This window comes from Guyparkeria halophila (assembly GCF_034479635.1).
In the GTDB taxonomy this organism is placed as follows: Bacteria; Pseudomonadota; Gammaproteobacteria; order Halothiobacillales; family Halothiobacillaceae; genus Guyparkeria; species Guyparkeria halophila.
The window spans coordinates 448,491-467,825 of the sequence record NZ_CP140153.1 but is presented as its reverse complement, the minus strand read 5'-3'; the positions used below and the strand labels follow the sequence as shown (position 1 = coordinate 467,825).

Sequence of the window (19,335 nt, the reverse complement as noted above, 5' to 3'; positions counted from 1 at the left end):
ATCGTTCTCACCGATCCGTTCGCCTTCACGCCGGTGGCGTGGCATCCGGGCCATCCGGGCCATCCGGGCCATCCGGGCCATCCGGGCCATCCGGGCCATCCGGGCCATCCGATTCCGCGTCGATGACCAGACCCAATGTCTCATGCAACGCATCGATATTTTTCCGATGCGTGATGACCGCCACCTCATCACCGATCTCGATCCGTTCGTCGTCATCCGGGATGATCAACTGTTCGTCGCGATAGAGGCACATGACGCGGCTGGGTTTGGGCAAGGCCAGGTCGCTGATGGTGCCAACCTGCTCTTCCTTGGCGACAAAGGAAAAGGCCGAGGCGTCGTAACGGAAGATGGTCGAGAGCTCGAACGGGTCACGGCCCTCGAACATGTCCGCCAGGTGCCGACCGATGGTACGGGACGGGATGATCGTGGAATCGAGCCCCAGTTCGATGCAGATATGCTCGTAACTCGGATCCTGGATCTTGGTGACCACCGTCTCGAACCCCAGCGACCGCCCCACCAGGCTGGCGATGATGTTGGTCTGGTCATGGCCGGTCAGGCAGTAGAGCACGTCACCCTCCTTCGGGTTCGTCTCGCGCAGCAGGGCGGGCTTGCTGCCATCACCGAGCAGAAACCCGCAGTCCAGTTCGTTACTCAACTGATCGAGCTTCGCCTTTTCCCGATCGATAACCACCACTTCGTGGTTCCGCTTCAACAGCACTTGCGCCGTCATGACGGCAGTGGAACTGGCACCGACAAATATCGCTTTCATGACGCACCCTTACGCGTTCCGACCCAGTTGGGGAGATACAGGACGACCAGCAAGGCAATGATTTCCACCCGCCCGAGCAGCATGTCCAGACACAAGACCCCCTTCAGGAAGGTCGGCATCTCGGCCGACGTGATGCCGGTGCTCAGACCGACCGTGGCGGTCGCCGACACCACCTCGAAGAGCGCGTCCATCGGCGCATAGCCATACACCAGGAAGGCGAACCAGGAGACGGCCACCACGCCAACGTACAGCAGGATCAGGATGAGCACGCGCTGTATCGCGTCATCGTCCAGCACCCTGCCGCGGAGTTTTGCATAGTGCACCGCACTGGACGGCATCGCCGTGCGTTGCAGCACCACCTGGATCAGGCGCAGCAGGATCAGCACACGCAACAACTTGATCCCGCCAGCCGTCGACCCGACGCCACCACCGATCAACATCGACACGATCATGCTCAGCTTGGCGCTGTCATCGATCGCGCCCAGATCGAGCGTGGCAAACCCCGCCGTGGTTTGCGCCGACGTGGCAAGAAACAGCGCATGGCCCGCGGCATCCGACAGGGCCATGCCCGTCTGGAAACGCAACGACAGAAACAACAGCAGCGCGACCAGCGCAATGGCCGCCACCAGGGCAAGCAGCTCCGCATCCTGCACGCCCCGACGCCACTTCCTCGAGGCCATCAGCGCATAGAGCGTCAGGGGCAAGGCCCCGCACAGGCTGATGCCGATAATGGCGAAGCGGCTGGCCCAGCTATCGAGGCCCGCCAGGCTGTTGTCGAAAGACGAGAACCCCCCGGTCGACACCGCGGCCAGCACATGGTTGATCGCCACCGCGCCATTGCCGGAGATCAACCACACCACCGCAATACCGGCCACCGTCAGGGCGCTGTAGATGACCAGCGCCTGGCGCGCGTGGGCGCGGGTCGTCGTGGCCAGGGTTTCACCCCCCAGCGGCTTGCCCAGGCGGCGGGTGGGCATCTGGCTCCCCATCAGGATGGCAATCGAAAGCACCACCACCCCCAGGCCGCCGTACCACTGCACCCAGGAACGGGCGAACAGGAAGGTCTCCGGCTTGCCGGCCAGGTCGGTGGTCACCGACAGGCCCGTGGTGGTAACCGCGGAGATCGCCTCGAACAAGGCGCTGGAGAAACTCAACCCGCTGCCCATGAACGGGAAGGTCATCAGCAGCGGGGAAAGCACGAAGGCCAGCGCGACGATGGTCAGCGCCTCGTTCGTCTGTATCCGCCGGGGTTCGGGAATGGAGCGCGACGCCCCCCAGGCGGCCAGCAGCACGGCGATGACCACGAGGTAACGCAGGGCAATGCCGTAGTCCTGGAACAGCACCGCCGCGCCCAGCGGCACCAGCGTCAGCAGGGCAAGCATGGAGGCCAGCAGCCCCAGGTACTTCGCCAGCACGCGCATGCGAACGGCGTAACTCAGTTCCGGGGCAATCGCAGTCATCTATCCCCCGCCTCGATCGACATAACGGCACAGGCCGGACTCAGCGACATGGGCACCGCCGCACCAACCGCAAGCCGCTGATCTCCGGCCCGCTGATCCTGAATGGATTGTAGTGGACGACGGGCGGGCCAACCGCGTGGACGAACCGCCACTCGGCCACCGAGCCCCGCCATGACGCAAAAAAGCCGCAGTGACCGCGCCGGGTCAGACTGCGACTTCTCTTCAACGGCCCGGGCTCACCGGGCCAGCAACGGCCGTTACTTGTGACGTAGGTCCTGGAGCGCCTCGTTCATCTTGAACAGCACGATCATCAGCTCACACCAGATGCGCACCCCGATCGCGCCGAACACGATGGTCAGCAAGCCCGCCATGAACGAGCCGAACGACATGCCGCCGTAATTGGCGAACATCATGCCGATGCCGCCGATTACCACGCCGGCCAACAGCAGCCAGTAGATGACGGTAATAAATTTCGGCGTCAGCATCTTGTCGAAGAAAAGAAGGTCTTTCATGCTCTTATTCCTTTTTTGGTTCTTGGTTTTTTGTGAAGCACGCAGGACGGTCAAGACGGGAGACGACGGGAGCCCTGCGGAGCCGGGGCGCCAGCCGGTTTGGATGGCCGGCGTGGCAACGCCGACCGGGGGAAGGTCGGAAAACAACGGATTCCCTTCCAAGCGTCTCGACTTCCTGTCGAAGTGGCTTCCAGGCGAGCCTATCACAGCGGGCGGGGCACGGATGGCAGCACGGCCACCTGCGACGTGGGTTCGGAGGCATATTGCTTACGCCCGGAACAACGGCGAATCGGTGTGCCGTTCGCGCGTGGAGCAAGTATAAACAGCCCGCCACGCCATCGCGGACCGCCGCTCTCACTCCATTCAGCGCGCAGCATCCGGGCTCATCGTCCCATCTTGCCTTCAGCTTGCTATTGTCATAGCTGCAGTTCAGCCGCATGACCAGGTCAGAAAAGGAGTCTTCCGTGAGTCAGTCCCCTTCCACCACCCCGTCCGCGCATTGGCTGGCGGATATCGACTCGCTAGATCGCGAGGATCTGATCGAGCGTGTGCGCGCCATGGCCGCTGAACTCGACTTGCTTCACGGGCGTGAACGTCTGTGGCTCGGTCGGCACGCGCTGATCGATGACCTCACCCGCCTGGGCAATCGCCGCGACTTCGTGCGCCAACTGGACACCCTGTTCAGTCAAAATCAGCGCAATGACCTGCCGGTGAGCCTGATCCTGCTCGACATCGTCCAATACATAAACCACCACGGGCCGTCGGCCGAAGACCGCGTGCTGCGTGCGTTCGGGGATTGCCTGCGAGAGACGCTGCGTGGCATGGACATGTCGTTTCGGATTGCCGAGCACGAGTTTGCCGTGATCCTGCCCGATACCCCCGTAAACGGTGCCTCGGCGGTAGCGGACAAGTTGCGCCTGGCGGCGGCCTACTTCCTGGTCGAGGACGCCGAGGCAACGACGAGATTTGATGTCAGCGTGGGCGTGGATGCGTTCCGGGTCGAGGATGAGGATGCCGATGCAGTCGTCCAGCGTGCCTACGAGGCGCTCGACGAGAGCCGGGCGGCGCAGGCGGATTGGGGGGATCGCCAGCCCGGTTGATCACCGGGATAAAGAGGGTTCTGCCAGGCTCCCCCGACTGCCACCCGCTGTAGGTCGGACTTCAGTCCGACATCGGCCATCCGCCGACTACCCCGACCCATCGACTAACCGCCGCGGGATCGTTTCGCACGCCTGCTGCGCGGAGCGGGCAATAACAACCGCCCTGCGCGGCCATGCCACCTCACGCTTGGCGCCAAGGTTGCGATCCCCCCAACCATCACCCCACACTCTCTCCCACGTAGCGCGCCCATCTCCTTCAGGCACAGACAGGGAGCCAGTCATGCCGGAGAAACTCCCGACCGAAGTCACCCCCAACAGCAAGATCGAAGTGCTCGATCCCGGTGTGACGGAAACACTCAACCCGTTTCGCCACGCCGACCGCGTGTTGCTCGTCGACGGCGAAGAAGTCGGCCGCATGGGCACGAGACGCGGACGCACCCAACTCTGGATCGGCTTTCGGCGCTATGAACTGCGCAGCCCGGGGGATGTCTCCCTCGCCGAATTCTTCAGTGACTTCTTCCGGCATTTCTCCGGACGCCGCGAGCGTATGCGTTGGCATTCAGCCGGAGGCAAACGCATCGACATGGGGCGGGAAGCAGACTCCTGGAAACGCCCCACCGGCTGGTTCGAACTGGAGTCGGGCCAATATACAGTCGCCGCCCGATACGAACGCCGCTTTCTCACCAGGGACCTGACTGCCCAGTGGTTATGTGACAACCAACTGATCGCCCGCCTAGACTCCGACCCGCACGACCACCGCAGCTACGAAATTACCGCCGTGCAGCCCATGGAGCTTGAACCCCTGTTGCTGGCCGCACACCTGAGCTTCTGGGTTCTGCCCGGCCGCGGGGGCGGTGCAGGCGGTGGTGGTGCTGGCGGCGGAGGTGACGGGGGTGGCGGTTGCTGAGGCCACTCGGGCCTTCGAAGCCGGACGCGGCGCGTCCTCGAAGCCTCACGACCTCGGGGCCAACTCGACGCGACGTCGTGTCGCGACGGGCCTCGGATTGCAGCAATACTTGGATCAGATCCTGCGATCTACTCCATCACGACTAATCTCTCTGCTGGATAGAGGCTGGTGCAATTCTCCCCGAAAGCGGGCAAGTGCACTTTTTCGCTGTTCTTGCGATTCATAAATAGCGCGCTTGCGGAGGATGGATGCTGGACGCGTTGGAAGCCGGTTTGAAAGCGTGGTTGTGGCCCGGGTTGTCGGCCGTTCTCTCGGTGGTGGTCACCTACGCCATTTACCGCGCCGCACTGGCGGTTTTCCGCCACTTCTCCGAATCACGGGCGGTACTTCGGCTATTTGTCGACGCCGCGGCCGGTGCCCTCGGGGCGGTACTATCCCTGCTGGCGTTAACGGGAACGCTCGCGTCGGCGCCACCTGATCTGCCCTTGCTAACAGGCATCCAGCACACCACCTCATTATTGCTGGTGCTTGCGATTACCTGGGCCTCGGTGCGGCTGACGTCTGCGATTGGCGACGTAATTGTCGCGCTGAACCCCGTGCTTGAAGGCGAGTGGAAGCGAGCACGCAAGGTTGAAACCCAAACCCGGTTTCTTGTGCGGGCGCTAAAGATCCTGATCGTGATCATCGGGATTGGCGCGGCCCTGATGACCTTTGATTCCGTTCAGCATATGGGAGCCAGTCTGCTGGCGTCCGCCGGTGTGGGCGGCTTGATTCTGGGTTTTGCTGCCCGCCCGGTGCTCAGCAACTTGCTGGCCGGGATGCAGATTGCGCTCACACAGCCCTTTCGCATCGACGATGTACTTAACGTCGAGGGCGAGTGGTGCTGGGTGGAAGAGGTGACCGCCACTTACGTGGTGGTCAGGGTCTGGGATTTGCGGCGCCTGGTTATTCCGTTGCAGTGGTTTATCGACAACCCGTTCCAGAACTGGTCCAGGCACAGCTCCGAACTGTTGGGAACGGTGTTTATCTGGGTGGACTACACCATGCCGATAGAACCGCTTCGAGAGGAATTCAACCGCCTGCTTGCCCATTCGAATCTCTGGGACGGAAAGGTTGCCACGGTGCAGGTAACCGATGCCAGCGACCGGGCCCTGCAGGTCCGTTTTTTGATGAGCGCACCGGACTCCTCCCGGAACTGGGACCTTCGGTGCGCCATTCGTGAAGGGCTTGTGACCTTCATCCAGGAAAACTACCCGGCGCAATTGCCTCGCTTGAGGGCCCGGCTGGTGGACGACCAGGAACCGTCCTGAGCCTTACCCGATGCGTGAGGGTCTTTTCTTGCCTGGCAAAAGAAAAGCGACTCGCGCTCCGAGCACGGGGGCGAGTCCATGCCACCTCGCGCAACAGGCGCATGAAACCGATCCCTCATCACGGAAAATTCGGAAAACTGTTTTGCCCCCCTCGTCTAGGCGGATTGGGAAGAACAAGCGCCCGAGAAATAGGCCGACCCTCGCCACTCCTGTAGGTCGGACTTCAGTCCGACGTCCGCCAAAGGCCGACTACGTCAGTTCTCGGCCAAATGATGGTGGATCGTTTCGCACGCCGGTTGCGTAGCGCGGGCAATATTGATCGCCCTGCCAGGCGCGCGAGCCCCTTTTCTTGCTTGTCCAAGAAAAGGGGCGAAAAGAAAGACACCCCACGGCTTGGCCCTTCGGGCCTTCGAGGCCGGACAAGGTCCGACCTCGAAGCCTCACGACCAGCGAATGTCTCGGGGCCGGCTCGACGCGACCTCCTGTCGCGCTGAGCCTCGGAGCGACGTCCATGTCGCTCCGACCCCGGCCACCCGCCGGCCGTGAGGCAAGCCCCAGGGGGGGGGGGGCACCAACCTTCGCCTACCGCCGTGCCGACCGACGAGCGTTCACTCCACCAGAGATCAAAGGGAAGTCGCGCGCCTCAGATCGGGCAACTATGCGGATCGAAGGGCGAATCCCCTTACGCCTTGCCTCGCGAGCGGGGGATCGCAGGGTCGGGCTTGCATGGACGCAAGCCCGAGGTTCGCCGCGACAGGACGTCGCGTCGAACCGACCCGTCCGCGATTGCCCGTTCGCGAGGCTGATCGCGCAGCGATCAGGCCCGCAGGGCCAAGGCGTCGGGGTGTCCTTCTTTTCGTCGGTTTTCTTGGACAAGCAAGAAAACCGACTCGCGCGCCAGGCACGGGGCCAAAGCGTTGCCACCTCACGCACCGAGCGCGTGAAACCGTTCCACCGCGCTTCACGGCGGGGAACAACTGCAACCTCTTACGAGATCAGTTTTGATGGCAAAAATGACGCCCTAAGACATGAAAAGCCCCTCATCAGAGGGGCTAAGATTGCCATATCAAGCAGTTGGCCAAGCCCGACCCCGTGCGAGTCATTCACCTTCATGCCGCTCCAGCCACATCGCGGTCAACGTCGTCACGGCAACCAGGAACACGCCACCACCAAACAGAAGCGTTTGTGCAAGTTGGTCACGGTATGAAGTATCAGAATTTGACAACATGAAGGGGAAATAAAAAAGCACCGCAATCAAACAACCCACGGCCAAACCAACCCAAACATACTTCGGAATTTGGTAGAACGAAGCGCTGCGGTTCTTCAATACCAACCACCACACCGAGTAAAGGCCATACCCGGGAAGCAGGCAAACAATGGAAAACACCAGCGTGGCGGGTTCGGGATGACTCGCCCATGCCGGCCCCAAGAGAAACAAGTAGCCGAACACGTAGACAACGGTGGTTGGAAGCAGGAAAAACACTGTCCCGATACCGACGAGGACAGACAAAGTTATGCGCGTCAGACGGTTCATTTCCTGGAGCCTCCATGCAGCCAACGTACCGATCAAGACACCGCGGCTAGCAATCAGTCTTGATCGCCATCCAACCCCCGACTCGCCATATTCGCCGCCCGAAACAACGCCCGCCGCTTGTTCAACGTCTCCTCCCATTCAGTCGCGGGCACGGAATCAGCAACGATCCCGCCCCCAGCCTGAACATGCAGCTGCCCGTCCTTGATCACCCCGGTACGGATGGCGATCGCCGTATCCATGTTGCCGTTCCAGGCCCAGTAACCCACCGCCCCGGCATAGACCCCACGCTTGACGGGCTCGAGCTCCTGGATGATCTCCAGCGCGCGGATCTTCGGTGCACCCGAGACGGTGCCGGCGGGGAAGGTCGCGCGCAGGACGTCCATGGCGTTCAGCCCCTCGTCGAGCTGGCCGGTGACCTGCGAGACGATGTGCATCACGTGCGAGTAGCGCTCGATGATCATGCGCTCCTCGAGCTTGACGCTGCCCACCCGGGCGACGCGGCCGGTGTCGTTGCGTCCCAGGTCGATCAGCATGACGTGCTCGGCGATCTCCTTGGGGTCGCTCAAGAGATCCTGCTCGAGGGCCTTGTCCTCGGCCTCGGTGGCGCCGCGCGGGCGGGTGCCGGCGATGGGGCGGACGGTGACCGTGCCGTCCTCGAGGCGGGCGAGGATCTCGGGGCTGGAGCCGACCACGGTGAACTCGCCGGCATCGATGAAGTACATGTACGGCGAGGGGTTGATCGAGCGCAGCGCCCGGTAGAGGTCGATGGGCGCGGCACCGAACTCGATGCTCATCCGCTGGCTGGGCACCACCTGCATGACGTCGCCCGCCGCGATGTACTCGCGGATGGCGCGCACGCCGTTCTCGTAGCCCTCGCGGGTGAAGGTGGCGGTGAAATCGTTCTCGTCGATGTCGCGACCCGGGGCAGACGAGCCGTAGTGCGCCACCGGCTCGCGCAGGCGCGCGGCGAGCGTATCGAGACGCACATTGGCCAGATCGAGCGCACCGGTCTCCGCGGGGTCGATCAGGGTCACCAGCAGCAGCTCGCTGGAGAGGTTGTCGACCACGACCACCTCTTCGCTCGCCATCAGCAGGATGTCGGGCACACCCAGCGGGTCGTCGGCGTCGAAGTTGGCCAGGCGCGGCTCGATGTAGCCGACGGTCTCGAAGCCGAAGTAGCCCACCAGCCCGCCGTGAAAGCGCGGCATGTCGGCGGGCTCGTAGACGCGGTAGCGGGCCTTGAAGGTCTCGATCCAGGCGAGCGGGTCGTCGACCGTTTCGTCCTCGACCACCTCGCCGTCCTTTTTCACCACCACGCGGTGGCCGTGGACGGTCAGCACCGTCGAGGACGGCAGGCCGATGATCGAGTAGCGCCCCCAGCGCTCGCCGCCGGTGACCGACTCGAACAGGTAGCCGAACGGGCCTTCCACCAGCTTGTGGTAGACGGACAGCGGCGTGTCGTAGTCGCCCAGTACGCGGCGGGTGACGGGAACGCGGTTGTAGCCCTCGGCGGCGAGCTGCTCGAGGTCGACGCGGGTGGGCTGGTAGGGCTGGAAACGGTTGGGCATGACGGGCTCCGGAAGGGGGTTCGATGGGCGGCGAGGGGTGGCGTTCAGCTACGCCATCGTCTCCGCCATCGGAACGTCCCCGCAGCCATCGTCCCTGTTGCCGCCATGATGCTTACCTGCCGACGAGCCCCGCAAGCTCCGTCATCGAGTCGATGACGGCGTCCGGGTCGAAGTCCCGAATGTCCTTGCCGTGGTTGTAGCCGTAGCTCATGCAGACGATCGAGAAGCCCGCGGCGCGCGCGGCCTTCACGTCGGAGATCGAGTCGCCGATCATCAGCGCCTCGGAGGGATGCACGTGGAACCAGCCCGCCGAGTAGATCAGCGGCGCCGGGTCCGGTTTCTTCAACGGCAGGGTGTCGCCGCTGATGATGACCTCGAAGTGGTCCTTCAACCCGGTCTGCTCGAGCAACGGCAGGGTGAAGGCCGAGGCCTTGTTGGTCACGCAACCGACCGACAGGCCCAGCGACCGGATGAAATCCAGCCCCTGGGTGACGCCGTCGAAGAGCCTGGAGTGCTTGCCGTTGCTCTCGGCGTAGGCCCGCTTGAACACGGGCAGGGCCGCCTCGAAGGCGGCCTGGTCGGGCGTGCCGTCGAGGTCGTTGGTGAGCGCGCGCTCGACCAGCCGCTCGACGCCGTTGCCCACCCAGTTGCGCACGTCCTCTTCCGCCCGCTCGGGGTTGCCCAGCTCACGCTGCATGGCGTTGACCGCCACCAGCAGATCGGGCACCGAGTCGACCAGGGTGCCGTCCAGGTCGAACAGCACCATGCGCGGGGTGAACCGGGCCATTACTTGCCGACCTTGGCCAGCTCGTCGCGCATCGCCTTGACGATGCTGTCGTAGCGGTTCGGGTCGGAATCCTGGCCCTTGCCGAACAGCGCCGAACCGGAGACGAAGGTGTCGACGCCGGCCGCGGCGATCTCGCCGATGTTGTCGGCGTTGACGCCGCCGTCGATCTCGAGGCGGATGTCACGGCCGGAGCGGTCGATGATCTCGCGCGCCTGGCGGGCCTTCTCGAGGGTCGCCGGGATGAACTTCTGGCCGCCGAAGCCCGGGTTGACGGACATCAGCAGGACGATGTCGACCTTGTCGATCACCCACTCGAGCACGTCCAGCGGGGTGGCCGGGTTGAAGACCAGGCCCGACTGACAACCTTCGTCACGGATCAGCTGCAGGCTGCGGTCGACGTGCTCGGAGGCCTCCGGGTGGAAGGTGATCGAGGTCGCGCCGGCCTTGGCGAAGTCCGGGATGATGCGATCGACCGGCTTGACCATCAGGTGGACGTCGATCGGCGCGGTGACGCCGTGCTTGCGCAGCGCGTCGCAGACCAGCGGGCCGATGGTCAGGTTGGGCACGTAGTGGTTATCCATCACGTCGAAGTGCACCCAGTCGGCGCCGGACTTCAGGACGTTGTCCACTTCCTCGCCCAGGCGGGCAAAGTCGGCCGACAGGATACTCGGGGCAATGATGTAGTCGCTCATCTCGCGGTCCTCGGATAATTAGGAAAGATTCGGGGAAATTCGGTCGAGCAGCGCCCGTGCCGATCGCCGAAACCGGCATCGGTCGGACGGGCGCACGCGCGGAAACTGGCGGTCAATGTACCGGATTCGGCGCGATTTTTTAAGAACGGCATCGCCGCGCCGCCGCCCGGCGGCCGCTCAACGACAGCCCGACGATGGCCCGACGATGGCCCGAGAGCCGCCAACAACATGCGGTTTTCGGCATCCATTCGCCGCGGCGCGCGACGGACACCCCGCCATTCGACCGGCAAATCGACTAGACTCCCCCGACATTTTCCAGCCGAACGACGATTAAACACCACTATGTTCCAGACCGAACTGCTCCTGCGCGAATTCGTTACCCACGACGTCCAGCGTTACATCCTGGCCAAGCCCGAGGGCTTCTCGTTCACGCCCGGACAGGCGATCGAACTGGCCATCGACGACCCCAAATGGCGCGACCAGGGCCGCCCGTTCACGCTGACCAACCGGGTCGACGACCGCGTGCTGGAACTGATGATCAAGAGCTACGGCGATCACGACGGCATGACGCAGACGCTGGGCAAGTCTCAGCCGGGACAGAAGCTGCTGCTCTCCGAGCCGTTCGACAGCTTCACCTACGACGGGCCGGGCTGGTTCATCGCCGGCGGCGCCGGCATCACGCCGTTCCTCGCCATCATTCGTGATCTCGCCGACCGCGGCCAGCTCGAGGGGCAGAAGCTGATCTACTCGAACAAGACCGCCGGCGACATCATCCAGCAGCGCGAACTCGAGGCCGCCTTCGGCGAGAACGCCCACTTCGTCTGCACCCGCGAGCACTCGCCGTTGTGCACCCACAGCGGCCACGTCGACGACGGCTTTATCCGCGAGCACGTGCGCGATCTCTCCGAGGAGTTCTACGTCTGCGGCCCGCCGGCCTTCACCGATCAGGTGAAAAAGACCCTCGGCGATCTGGGCGGCAACACCCAGAGCATGGAATTCGGCTAAGACCGACTCCACAGCCCGAGAGAGAAAAGCCGCGCCACGGATTCCCCGGGCGCGGCTTTTTCATGCCTGAAAGGAAACCCCACTGTGGGAGCGAGCCCTGCTCGCGAATCGCGCGGAACGCGCGAGCCCCGACCAACCGAGGAAGCTCACATCAGGCGGATTGCCATCCCGACCCAGCACGGCCGCTGATGCGGCCTTCGCGAGCGAGGCTCGCTCCCACAGTGGGGCTTCGTTGTGTGCCCTGAAAATCAGCGCAGATCGATATCGAACCACTCGGTGACGCGCACCCGGGCCAGATGGATGCGGTAGACCGTCTCGCGGCTGACCCGGCGGCCGGCGCGGCTGACGCGGAAACTCAGCCGGCGACAGCGCGGTTGCCGGGCGAGCACCTCCATCAGGGGGGTGTCGGCCAGGCCGGTGATCGCGCGGCGCAGGCGCGGGCTGAGCGGGCCGACCACCTCGGTCAGGGCCTCGACCCGGGCATCGGCGCTCTCCAGCCGGACGCGGCGCGCCCAGACGCGCGTGACCCTTGGGGTCGGCCAGCGACCGGCGACGTGCCCGCGCCACCCCTCGTCGAGGCGGCGCACCACCACCGGGTGGCCGGTATGCCGATGCAACGCCCGCGTGAACGACCCGGTCGTGGTCGCCAGGCGACGCTGCGCGGCCGGGAGGCGGAACAGCATCGGGTCACCCGCCGGCCGGGCCGTGGCCCGAAAGCAGCCCAGGGCAAACCGCCGATACTCGTTCATGGGGCCTTGGGGGCAAACACGGCTGCCTGCCCCTCGCCGCGCGGGTCGCTGGCCGCCTCGAGCCGGCCGTCTTCACGCCACCAGGCGACCGCCTGCATGTTGCCAAAGCCGTCATTGACCTCGATGCGATGCCCCATCAGTTCGAGCTCGGCGCGCTGATCCGCGTCGAGCAGGCCGGGCTCGACCTCGATCCGGTCGGGCAGGTACTGGTGATGGATGCGCGGGCCGGCCACCCACTGGTCGACCGGCTCGCCGCGGGTCGCCGCCAGCACGCCACCGAGCACCATGGTGATGATGCGCGAACCGCCGGGCGTACCCAGCACGCCGACCAGCTCGTCGCTGCGCACGAAGGTGGGCGACATCGAGGACAGCGGCCGCTTGCCCGGCTGAACCGCATTGGCCTCGGCGCCGACCAGCCCGTAGACGTTGGGCACGCCCGGCTTTTGCGAGAAGTCGTCCATCTCGTCGTTCAAGAGCACGCCGGTGCCGGGCACGGTCACCCCGGCGCCGAACGGGTAGTTGATCGAAAGGGTGGCGGCGACGTAGTTGCCCTCGCCGTCCATCACCGAGAAATGCGTGGTGTGCGGCCCCTCGGGCTCGGTCACCACCGGGGCGAGGCTCGCCGAGCGCGTGGCATCGGTGGGCGAGATACCCACCGCCAGCCCGGCGGCGTAGTGGTCGCTGGTCAGACGCTCGAGCGGCATGTCGACGTAGTCGGGGTCGCCCAGGTACTCGGCGCGATCACGGTAGGCGCGGCGCATCGCCTCGACCCGGTAGTGCAGGCCCAGCACGGACAGGTCGTCCAGCTCGCCGGCACGACGCTCAAGTACGCCATAGGTGTTGAGGATCTGCGCGATGGCCACGCCGCCGGAGGACGGCGGCGCGGCGGAGACCACCTCGAAGCCACGGAAGCGGCTGACCACCGGCTCGCGCTCGACCACGCGGTAGCCGGCCAGGTCCGAGCGACACCAGATGCCGCCGGCCTTGCGCACCCCGTCGACCAGTCGCCCGGCCAGTTCGCCCTGGTAGAAACCGTCGCGGCCCTCGATGGCGATGCGCTCGAGCGTCTCGGCCAGGTCGGGCTGCCGGATGACATGACCCAGCGCCGGCAGCTTGCCCTCGTCGAGGAAGATCGTCCGGCTGCCCGGATCGTCGGCCAGCAGCTCCTCGCGAAAGCCGGCCAGGCGACGATACATCTCGGTGACCTGGAAACCGTCACGGGCGGCGCGGATGGCCGGATCGAGTGTCGTGCTCAGGGGCAGGCGGCCGAATTCCTCGGCCAGGTGATCGAGCGCGGCGGGAATGCCGGGGATGCCGGCGGCCAGCGGCCCGTCGACGGACAGATCCGGTTGCGGATTGCCCTCGTCGTCGAGATACATGTCGCGACTGGCCTGGCCCGGCGCCCGCTCGCGGGCATCGAGCATCACGTCGCGCCCGCTTGCCGCGTCATGAAGCAGGTAGAAGCCGCCGCCCCCCAGGCCGGAGCTGTAGGGCTCGACCACCGCGAGTGTCGCCGTGATCGCGACCGCCGCATCGAAGGCGTTGCCGCCGGCCTCGAGCACCTCGCGCCCGGCCGCGGTGGCCATCGGGTGGGCGGTGGCGATCGCGGCCTGGCCCGGCGCCGTGGGTGCTGCCTGGACGAGCCCTACCGGCAGGAGGACAAGAACGAGGGCGATCCGGCGCAGGATGTTCACGCTCAGCCCCCGCCGATCGCCTGGACGATCTCGACCCGGTCGCCGTCGGCGGCCACGGTGCTGGCGTGCTCGGCACGCGGGCAGATCTCGCCGTTGACCTCGACCGCGTAGCGCTTGCCGCTCGTCCCGGCCAGCGTGACCAGCGCCTCGATCGTGGTGCCCTCGGGCACGTCCCGCGGCTCGCCGTTGAGCTCGATCCGGACCATCGATTCAGCCATCCTCTTCTCCTCCATCGCCGGAACCGCCGCCCCGGCTCGATTGTCTCTACTGGTAGACTTCGGGACCGGCCGACAGCCGACCGATCCCATCCCATTCCCCGAAAAGCCGACACCCATGAGTGAAACACCCCGGGCCGCCTCTGCCGCGTCGTCCGCCCTGCCCTGGGGCGAGATCGACACCGTCCTGCTGGACATGGACGGCACCCTGCTCGATCTCGATTTCGACGCCCGCTTCTGGAAAGAGCACTTCCCGCAGCGCTACGTCGAGCTTAGCGGCCTTACCGAGCCCGAGGCGATGGCGCGACTCAATGCCCGCTTCGAGGGCCTCAAGGGCCAGCTGGCCTGGTACTGCCTCGACGACTGGCACCGGGCCCTGGCGCCCGACTGCCGCAACGAGCTCGACCTGGTCGCCCTCAAGCGCGAACTGGCCCACCACATCCGCTACCGCCACGGCGTACCCGAATTCCTCGAACGCCTGGGCGGGGCCGGCAAACAGCGGGTGCTGGTCACCAACGCCCACCCGGCCAGCGTCGATCTCAAGTTCGAGCGGGTCGACCTCTCGGCGCGGCTCGATCGCCTCTTCAACGCCCACGAGATCGGCGCGGCCAAGGAATCGCCGCGCTTCTGGGACCGGCTGGCCGAACAACTGCACTTCGACCCCGACCGCACCCTGCTGGTCGACGACAACCTGGTCGCCCTGGCGGCCGCCGAGGACTTCGGCATCCGCCACCTGCGGGCGATCACCCTGCCGAACAGCCAGGGCGAGCCGATGGAGACCGCGCCGTTCGTGGCGCTGGACGACTTTCTCGCCGCGACGGCGGCCTTGGCGCCGCGCTCTAACGCCTGACCGCGCCCTGAGCATGTCGGACTGAAGTCCGACCTACAGCGGGCACCTCGTCAACCGTAGGTCGGACTTCAGTCCGACAAACGACCGACCGAAGACCCCGCTCGCGGGATTTACTCGCCCTCGCTCGGCGGGACGTAGTCCTCGGGCTTGTCTTCCTTGCCCTCGAACAGGAATTTCTCCATCTCGCGGACCAGGAATTCGCGCGCCTTGGGGTCGATCGGCGTCAGGCGATACTCGTTGATCAGCATGGTCTGGTGGCCCAGCCATTGCTGCCAGGCAGCCTTGGAGATGTTGTTGTAGATGCGCTCGCCCATCTCGCCCGGATAGGGCGGCTTGGGCAGGGCCTCGGCCTCGCATTGCAGGCGCTGGCAGAAGACGGTGCGGTCAGTCATGAAAACCTCGTTCGCGGTTCGGATGCATGGTTTGCCGCGATGATAACAGTGCCCCGCGCTCGCGGCAGGGCGGTGGGGCTAGCCGTTCAGCCCGATGGATCGTCGGGCTGAAGCCCGACCTACGGCCAACCCTGCGCCCGATGCAACGAAACCCGTCGGTCGGACTTCAGTCCGACACCCCGCGCCGGATCAATGACCCGCAACCCGCTCGCGAATCAGGCGCTGCACCGGGGCAGGCAGACCGACGGGCGGATCGTGGGCCAGCCGTTCGATCGGGTGCCACTCGCCGGCGGACTCGGCCACGCCCCGCGGGGCGACGCGGGCGGCAATCACCCGGGCATCAAGCTCGAAATGGCTGAAGACGTGGCGCAGGCGATCCTGCTCGCGCCAGTCGGCATCGCGCGCCAAGCCCAGCGCGTCCAGCCGCGATTCGGCATCCGCCGTGGTCTCGACCACCGGCAGGCAGGCAAGCCCGCCCCAGATGCCGCTGGGCGGGCGCTTCTCGACGAACAGACTCCCATCGCCGTCTTCCAGCCACAGCAGCACGCGCTGGCGTACCGGCTTTGGCTTGCGCCGCCGACGCACGGGCAACTCGGCAACCCGCCCCTGCCGGCGCGCCTGGCAATCGTCGCTGACCGGGCACGCCTCGCAACGCGGCATGCCGCGCCGACAGACGGTCGCGCCCAGGTCCATGATCGCCTGGGTGTAGTCGGCGGCGCGTGCCGCGGGGGTGCGCTCGTCGGCCAGGGCCCAGAGCGTGCGCTGGGTCGCGGCGGCCTCCTGCGGGGTGTCGACGGCGGCATGTCGCGCGAGCACGCGCTTGACGTTGCCATCCAGGATCACGGCGCGGCGGTCGAAGGCCTGGGCGACGATCGCCGCGGCGGTCGACGGCCCGACGCCCGGCAGCTGGGCCCAGCCCTCCACCGAGTCGGGCACGCCCGCCTCGACCATCCGTCGGGCGGCGGCATGCAGATTGCGGGCGCGGGCGTAGTAGCCCAGCCCCGACCACAGGGCGAGCACCGCGTCGGCCTCGGCGGCCGCGAGCGCGTCGATATCGGGGAAACGGGCGATGAAGCGCTCGAAGTACGGTATGACCGTGACCACCTGGGTCTGCTGGAGCATGATCTCCGAGAGCCACACCCGGTAGGGCGTGCGCGGGTGCTGCCACGGCAGGTCATGCCGGCCGTGCTGGTCGAACCAGGCCAGCAGCCGGTCGGCGAACGGCGCGGTCACGACCCGCGACGGGAACGGCCGATCGATCGCCTGAGGCCAGCACCTAGCCGCCTCACAGACCGAAGCCCTTTATCAGTTCCTTGACCGCGTCGCCGCCCTTGTCCTTGAGGCGCTTGTCGATCTCTTCCTCGACACGCTCCTTCACCTCGCTCTTGACCGCCTCTTTGGCCAACGACTCGAGATCAAGCGAGATCGACGGGTCGCTGAACGTCCCCTTGATGCGGATCGGCACCGGCACCTGCTTGAGGCGCTCGAGATCCTTGCCGCCCTGGCCGGTGGCGGTATTGACCACGGTGACGGTCAGGCCATAGTCGATCTCCTCGCGCGGCAGATCGACTTGGCCCTCGCCGGCGACCCGCAGCAGCGGCGAGGAGCCGGCCAGGTCGTCGTTGCGCACCACGCCGTTGCGGATGGCCGCCGTGCCAGTGATCGCGGTGAAGTCGGTGGACAGCTCCTCGGGTTCCGGCTCGGTCTGGCCCTCGAGGCGCGCCTGCGCCCGACGCAGCAGGTAACCGATATCGAAGCCCTTGACCTTGCCGTCGCGCAGCGCGAAATCGGCCGTGCCGTCGAGCCCCGACTTAAGCTGGTCGACGCGCTTGCCCTGGGTGGTCACGTCGAAGGCGACATCGCCCTTGCCGAGCAAGCGGTCCTCGTCCATGACGGCGGTGAGCAGCGGCTGCAGGGACACGCCCTGCACCCGGCCCTTACCGGCATAGCTCGGCACCTCGCCGCGCACGTCCAGCCCCCCGCTGGCGTTGATCGCCCCGTCGAAGGCATTGGCGGTCAGCTCGGCCAGCTGCACCCGGCCACCGGCCGCCGTGACGTGCACCACCGGGCTGGTCAGGCGGTAGTCCTCGTAGCGCAGGCTGGCCAGTTGCAGGCGGGCATCGAGATTGAGCCCGCGCAGCGTCTCGACCGGCAGTTCGATCTCGGCGCTCCTGGCGGCGGCCACGCTCTGCGCACTGCCGCCATTGCCCGACTCGGACGAGCCGCCGGCGTCCTTGTCGCCCTTGTCATCTTGGGTCGTCGGCGCGAGGTACGGGTTGGCATTCAAGTCACCGCCCTGCAAGCGGGCGAACAGCCGCCCGGTCTCGAGGTTGTCGATACCGGCACGGCCGGTCAGTTCGTTGTCGTCGAGCGTGATGCGCAGCTCGTTGAGCATCGCCCGCGCGGGGGTCACGTCGATCTGGCCGGTCAGCGCGAAGGCGCGCAGCGCCTCGTCCGAACGCATCTCGGGCACGGTCATGCCCAGCCGGTCGGCCAACTCACGCGGATCGAAGGCGGCGATCTCGATCGGACCGGAGGCGACCAGCTCGCCGCTGTCCAGACCGCCGACATCGACCTGCCCCGAGGCCCTGACCGGATCGGAGGCGAGCACAAGATCACTGATGGAGGCGGTGCCGGCGGCCAGGTCGGCGTCAACCATCGCGCTGGCCGAAACGCTCAGCGTGCCGTCGACCTCGGGGAGTCCCTTGAGATCGGCGCTCAGGGAGAGACGCGGCAACTGGTAGCGCTCGGCCGACCAGTCGGCCTCCAGCACGGTCTCGAGCCGGCTCTCGAGGTAGGTCAGCGGGCCGACGCCCTTGCCGTTGAGATCGAGGACCACGCCGTCGAGCCGTGCCTGCGACTTGGCCAGGCGCACGTCGGCCTTCTCCACCTGCAGCATCGCCTCGATGCGCTCGGGCAGCCCGGCCTCGATGCCTTCTTCATGGCTGGCCACCAGGTTGAGTTCGATCCCCTCGAACAGCATGTCCTGCCGATCCAGCCACAGTTGGGCCCGGGTGGACAGGTCGACGCTACCGCTCAGGACCGGCATGTCGGGCATTGCCAGGCGAAAGCCCGAGACCAGTTCGATGTCGGTCTGCGCGCCGTCGGCCAGCTCGCCGGTGGTCAGATCCAGCCCGTCGATGGTCAACTGCTGATCTGCCTGCTCGTCACGCCAGTGCAGGGTGGCGTTGCGGATATCGACACCACCGACGGTCAGCACCATCGCCGGGCCGTCACCATCCTGCGGCTCGACCGTGTCCGGCTCGCCGGTCGAGGCCTCGGCCGACTCGGCGGAGCGCTCGAGCAGGTCGTCCCAGTTGTTGCGGCCATCCTCGTGGCGGGTCAGGTGGATCTGCGCGTCCTCGAGCAGTAGGGTGCCGATCTCGAACTCGCCGCGCAGCAGCGGCAGGAGCGCCGCCTGGGCCTCGAGGCGCTTGATTTCCACCATTGCCTCGGGCTCGAAGCCCTCGGCATTGGCCAGCACCACGTCCTCGGTGGCCGCCCCTAGCCAGGGGAAGATCGTTACCGACAGGTCCCCGTTGAACTGGATGCTCCGCCCGGTCTGCTTTTCCACCTGGGCGGCGATCTGCGGCTTGTAGTCGTTGGGATCGAAGGTCAGCGCGAAGGCGACGATCGCCAGGATGGCGACCATCACGATCGCAACGATTAGCAGGCCAATGCGCTTGATCCATTTCATGCAGGGTCGTCCTCGAATGTCGATGGCCGGGCAGGCGTGGCCCGGTTGGTCCGATCGGCCCGCTTGATTCGCGTGGCTCGGGGCGCAATCCGGA

General features: G+C 66.0%; 18 protein-coding genes. 5 read left to right on the top strand and 13 right to left on the bottom strand.

Annotation, left to right across the window (positions count from 1 at the left end; translation table 11 throughout):
* Nucleotides 1-25 precede the first annotated feature (25 nt).
* The 3 genes from SR882_RS02165 to SR882_RS02155 all read right to left on the bottom strand — a co-directional run bounded on the left by SR882_RS02165 (nt 26) and on the right by SR882_RS02155 (nt 2,741).
* Entirely contained in the window at nt 26-769 is a 744-nt protein-coding gene (locus SR882_RS02165) for a potassium channel family protein (RefSeq protein WP_322521717.1), read from the bottom strand.
* Nucleotides 766-2,229, bottom strand: coding sequence for a TrkH family potassium uptake protein (locus tag SR882_RS02160; RefSeq protein WP_322521716.1), 1,464 nt, complete (start codon nt 2,227-2,229; stop codon nt 766-768). Before SR882_RS02160 ends, SR882_RS02165 begins: the two co-directional genes overlap by 4 nt.
* Nucleotides 2,230-2,486: 257 nt before the next feature.
* Nucleotides 2,487-2,741 carry a DUF4282 domain-containing protein gene (locus SR882_RS02155; protein ID WP_322521715.1) on the bottom strand — a complete coding sequence of 85 codons (255 nt, stop codon included), beginning with the start codon at nt 2,739-2,741 and terminating at the stop codon, nt 2,487-2,489.
* 464 nt (nt 2,742-3,205) lie between these two features.
* Here SR882_RS02155 and SR882_RS02150 point away from each other — a divergent pair, with 464 nt between their 5' ends.
* The 3 genes from SR882_RS02150 (at nt 3,206) to SR882_RS02140 (ending at nt 6,058) form a co-directional block, all read left to right on the top strand.
* Nucleotides 3,206-3,841: a GGDEF domain-containing protein gene (locus SR882_RS02150; protein WP_322521714.1), complete on the top strand. Its 636-nt coding sequence runs from the start codon at nt 3,206-3,208 to the stop codon at nt 3,839-3,841.
* Between the two features lie 280 nt (nt 3,842-4,121).
* On the top strand, nt 4,122-4,748 hold the full coding sequence (locus SR882_RS02145) for a hypothetical protein (RefSeq protein ID WP_322521713.1): 627 nt from the start codon (nt 4,122-4,124) through the stop codon (nt 4,746-4,748).
* A gap of 248 nt (nt 4,749-4,996) precedes the next feature.
* Nucleotides 4,997-6,058 (top strand): mechanosensitive ion channel family protein, encoded by a 1,062-nt coding sequence (locus SR882_RS02140; protein WP_322521712.1) that lies wholly within the window; start codon nt 4,997-4,999, stop codon nt 6,056-6,058.
* A gap of 1,099 nt (nt 6,059-7,157) precedes the next feature.
* Here SR882_RS02140 and SR882_RS02135 read toward each other — a convergent pair.
* From SR882_RS02135 to rpe, 4 genes are all read right to left on the bottom strand, one after another.
* A complete protein-coding gene (locus tag SR882_RS02135; RefSeq protein ID WP_322521711.1) occupies nt 7,158-7,592 on the bottom strand; it encodes a hypothetical protein in 435 nt (144 codons plus the stop codon).
* A gap of 53 nt (nt 7,593-7,645) precedes the next feature.
* A complete protein-coding gene (gene trpE, locus SR882_RS02130; protein ID WP_322521710.1) occupies nt 7,646-9,160 on the bottom strand; it encodes an anthranilate synthase component I in 1,515 nt (504 codons plus the stop codon).
* 112 nt (nt 9,161-9,272) lie between these two features.
* Nucleotides 9,273-9,947: a phosphoglycolate phosphatase gene (locus tag SR882_RS02125; protein WP_322521709.1), complete on the bottom strand. Its 675-nt coding sequence runs from the start codon at nt 9,945-9,947 to the stop codon at nt 9,273-9,275.
* The gene (rpe, locus tag SR882_RS02120) at nt 9,947-10,639 is read right to left on the bottom strand and encodes a ribulose-phosphate 3-epimerase (RefSeq protein WP_322521708.1); all 693 of its coding nucleotides are present in this window, start codon (nt 10,637-10,639) and stop codon (nt 9,947-9,949) included. The genes SR882_RS02125 and rpe overlap by 1 nt, the downstream gene beginning before the upstream one ends.
* 342 nt (nt 10,640-10,981) lie before the next feature.
* On the opposite strand from rpe, the gene SR882_RS02115 reads away from it, so the two are divergent.
* Nucleotides 10,982-11,644, top strand: a complete 663-nt coding sequence (locus SR882_RS02115; RefSeq protein ID WP_322521707.1) for an FAD-binding oxidoreductase — start codon at nt 10,982-10,984, stop codon at nt 11,642-11,644.
* Nucleotides 11,645-11,892: 248 nt separating this feature from the next.
* Here the strand turns inward: SR882_RS02115 and SR882_RS02110 are convergent, their stop codons facing one another.
* Genes SR882_RS02110 through thiS form a run of 3 tightly spaced genes read right to left on the bottom strand, consistent with a single transcriptional unit; the run spans nt 11,893 to nt 14,305 of the window.
* Nucleotides 11,893-12,393: a chorismate--pyruvate lyase family protein gene (locus SR882_RS02110; protein ID WP_322521706.1), complete on the bottom strand. Its 501-nt coding sequence runs from the start codon at nt 12,391-12,393 to the stop codon at nt 11,893-11,895.
* Nucleotides 12,390-14,087: a gamma-glutamyltransferase gene (gene ggt, locus SR882_RS02105; protein WP_407653332.1), complete on the bottom strand. Its 1,698-nt coding sequence runs from the start codon at nt 14,085-14,087 to the stop codon at nt 12,390-12,392. Before ggt ends, SR882_RS02110 begins: the two co-directional genes overlap by 4 nt.
* A 2-nt stretch (nt 14,088-14,089) precedes the next feature.
* Complete coding sequence (gene thiS / locus SR882_RS02100) at nt 14,090-14,305, bottom strand: sulfur carrier protein ThiS (RefSeq protein WP_322521705.1); 216 nt, start codon at nt 14,303-14,305, stop codon at nt 14,090-14,092.
* A 115-nt stretch (nt 14,306-14,420) separates the two neighbouring features.
* On the opposite strand from thiS, the gene SR882_RS02095 reads away from it, so the two are divergent.
* Entirely contained in the window at nt 14,421-15,152 is a 732-nt protein-coding gene (locus SR882_RS02095; RefSeq protein WP_322521704.1) for an HAD-IA family hydrolase, read from the top strand.
* 110 nt (nt 15,153-15,262) lie between these two features.
* Here the strand turns inward: SR882_RS02095 and SR882_RS02090 are convergent, their stop codons facing one another.
* The 3 genes from SR882_RS02090 to SR882_RS02080 form a co-directional block, all read right to left on the bottom strand.
* A complete protein-coding gene (locus SR882_RS02090) occupies nt 15,263-15,544 on the bottom strand; it encodes an oxidative damage protection protein (protein ID WP_322521703.1) in 282 nt (93 codons plus the stop codon).
* 189 nt (nt 15,545-15,733) lie between these two features.
* Nucleotides 15,734-16,777, bottom strand: a complete 1,044-nt coding sequence (gene mutY / locus SR882_RS02085) for an A/G-specific adenine glycosylase (protein ID WP_322521702.1) — start codon at nt 16,775-16,777, stop codon at nt 15,734-15,736.
* Between the two features lie 52 nt (nt 16,778-16,829).
* Complete coding sequence (locus tag SR882_RS02080) at nt 16,830-19,241, bottom strand: AsmA family protein (protein WP_322521701.1); 2,412 nt, start codon at nt 19,239-19,241, stop codon at nt 16,830-16,832.
* Nucleotides 19,242-19,335: the final 94 nt, after the last annotated feature.

What these genes read in the sequence shown, in the direction of transcription:
- SR882_RS02165 (WP_322521717.1), bottom strand. Translation starts at nt 769, where the DNA reads ATGAAAGCGATATTTGTCGGTGCCAGTTCCACTGCCGTCATGACGGCG.
- SR882_RS02160 (WP_322521716.1), bottom strand. Translation starts at nt 2,229, where the DNA reads ATGACTGCGATTGCCCCGGAACTGAGTTACGCCGTTCGCATGCGCGTG.
- SR882_RS02155 (WP_322521715.1), bottom strand. Translation starts at nt 2,741, where the DNA reads ATGAAAGACCTTCTTTTCTTCGACAAGATGCTGACGCCGAAATTTATT.
- SR882_RS02145 (WP_322521713.1), top strand. Translation starts at nt 4,122, where the DNA reads ATGCCGGAGAAACTCCCGACCGAAGTCACCCCCAACAGCAAGATCGAA.
- SR882_RS02140 (WP_322521712.1), top strand. Translation starts at nt 4,997, where the DNA reads ATGCTGGACGCGTTGGAAGCCGGTTTGAAAGCGTGGTTGTGGCCCGGG.
- SR882_RS02135 (WP_322521711.1), bottom strand. Translation starts at nt 7,592, where the DNA reads ATGAACCGTCTGACGCGCATAACTTTGTCTGTCCTCGTCGGTATCGGG.
- trpE (WP_322521710.1), bottom strand. Translation starts at nt 9,160, where the DNA reads ATGCCCAACCGTTTCCAGCCCTACCAGCCCACCCGCGTCGACCTCGAG.
- SR882_RS02125 (WP_322521709.1), bottom strand. Translation starts at nt 9,947, where the DNA reads ATGGCCCGGTTCACCCCGCGCATGGTGCTGTTCGACCTGGACGGCACC.
- rpe (WP_322521708.1), bottom strand. Translation starts at nt 10,639, where the DNA reads ATGAGCGACTACATCATTGCCCCGAGTATCCTGTCGGCCGACTTTGCC.
- SR882_RS02115 (WP_322521707.1), top strand. Translation starts at nt 10,982, where the DNA reads ATGTTCCAGACCGAACTGCTCCTGCGCGAATTCGTTACCCACGACGTC.
- SR882_RS02110 (WP_322521706.1), bottom strand. Translation starts at nt 12,393, where the DNA reads ATGAACGAGTATCGGCGGTTTGCCCTGGGCTGCTTTCGGGCCACGGCC.
- thiS (WP_322521705.1), bottom strand. Translation starts at nt 14,305, where the DNA reads ATGGCTGAATCGATGGTCCGGATCGAGCTCAACGGCGAGCCGCGGGAC.
- SR882_RS02095 (WP_322521704.1), top strand. Translation starts at nt 14,421, where the DNA reads ATGAGTGAAACACCCCGGGCCGCCTCTGCCGCGTCGTCCGCCCTGCCC.
- SR882_RS02090 (WP_322521703.1), bottom strand. Translation starts at nt 15,544, where the DNA reads ATGACTGACCGCACCGTCTTCTGCCAGCGCCTGCAATGCGAGGCCGAG.
- SR882_RS02080 (WP_322521701.1), bottom strand. Translation starts at nt 19,241, where the DNA reads ATGAAATGGATCAAGCGCATTGGCCTGCTAATCGTTGCGATCGTGATG.